This window comes from Bacillus sp. Medicinal_06 (assembly GCF_056711665.1).
Genome location: NZ_JBWYHD010000045.1, coordinates 1 through 1,612, shown reverse-complemented (window position 1 = coordinate 1,612; position 1,612 = coordinate 1). Strand labels below are relative to the sequence as shown.

At 49.9% G+C, this 1,612-nt stretch carries 1 rRNA gene; it reads right to left on the bottom strand.

Features of this window, described 5'->3' with window-relative positions:
• Positions 1-1,557 (bottom strand): 23S ribosomal RNA (locus tag AC1M36_RS28235); the annotation flags it as partial.
• Positions 1,558-1,612: the final 55 nt, after the last annotated feature.

Genomic DNA, 1,612 nt, shown 5'->3' with positions numbered 1-1,612 from the left:
CGGTAAGCGGATTTGCCTACTTACCAGCCTAACTGCTTGGACGTGCACAACCAATCGCACGCTTCTTCTATCCTTCTGCGTCCCTCCATTGCTCAAACGATAAAGAGGTGGTACAGGAATATCAACCTGTTGTCCATCGCCTACGCCTGTCGGCCTCGGCTTAGGTCCTGACTAACCCTGAGCGGACGAGCCTTCCTCAGGAAACCTTAGGCATTCGGTGGACGGGATTCTCACCCGTCTTTCGCTACTCATACCGGCATTCTCACTTCTAAGCACTCCACCAGTCCTTCCGGTCTGACTTCACTGTCCTTAGAACGCTCCCCTACCACTGATACCATAGGTATCAATCCGCAGCTTCGGTGGTGTATTTAGCCCCGGTACATTTTCGGCGCAGAGTCACTCGACTAGTGAGCTATTACGCACTCTTTAAATGGTGGCTGCTTCTAAGCCAACATCCTAGTTGTCTAAGCAACTCCACATCCTTTTCCACTTAATACACACTTTGGGACCTTAGCTGGCGGTCTGGGCTGTTTCCCTTTTGACTACGGATCTTATCACTCGCAGTCTGACTCCCAAGGATAAGTCATTGGCATTCGGAGTTTGACTGAATTCGGTAATCCGATGAGGACCCCTAGTTCAATCAGTGCTCTACCTCCAAGACTCTAACACTTGAGGCTAGCCCTAAAGCTATTTCGGGGAGAACCAGCTATCTCCAGGTTCGATTGGAATTTCTCCGCTACCCACACCTCATCCCCGCACTTTTCAACGTGCGTGGGTTCGGGCCTCCATTCAGTGTTACCTGAACTTCACCCTGGACATGGGTAGATCACCTGGTTTCGGGTCTACGACCACGTACTAAACGCCCTATTCAGACTCGCTTTCGCTACGGCTCCGCCTCTTCAGCTTAACCTCGCACGGGATCGTAACTCGCCGGTTCATTCTACAAAAGGCACGCCATCACCCGTTAACGGGCTCTGACTATTTGTAGGCACACGGTTTCAGGATCTCTTTCACTCCCCTTCCGGGGTGCTTTTCACCTTTCCCTCACGGTACTGGTTCACTATCGATCACTAGGGAGTATTTAGCCTTGGGAGATGGTCCTCCCGGATTCCGACGGAATTTCACGTGTTCCGCCGTACTCAGGATACATTCAAGAGAGAACGAAGTTTCGACTACGGGGTTGTTACCCTCTGTGACGAGCCTTTCCAGACTGCTTCGTCTACCTCGTTCCTTTGTAACTCCGTATAGAATGTCCTACAACCCCAAGAGGCAAGCCTCTTGGTTTGGGCTAGATTCCGTTTCGCTCGCCGCTACTCAGGAAATCGCATTTGCTTTCTCTTCCTCCAGGTACTTAGATGTTTCAGTTCCCTGGGTCTGTCTTCCTTACCCTATGTATTCAGATAAGGATACCATACCATTACGTATGGTGGGTTTCCCCATTCGGAAATCTTCGGATCAAAGCTTACTTACAGCTCCCCGAAGCATATCGGCGTTAGTCCCGTCCTTCATCGACTCCTAGTGTCAAGGCATCCACCGTGCGCCCTTTCTAACTTAACCAAACTAAAATTAAAAAATATGAGCTACACTGTTATCTAGTTTTCAAAGAACATAC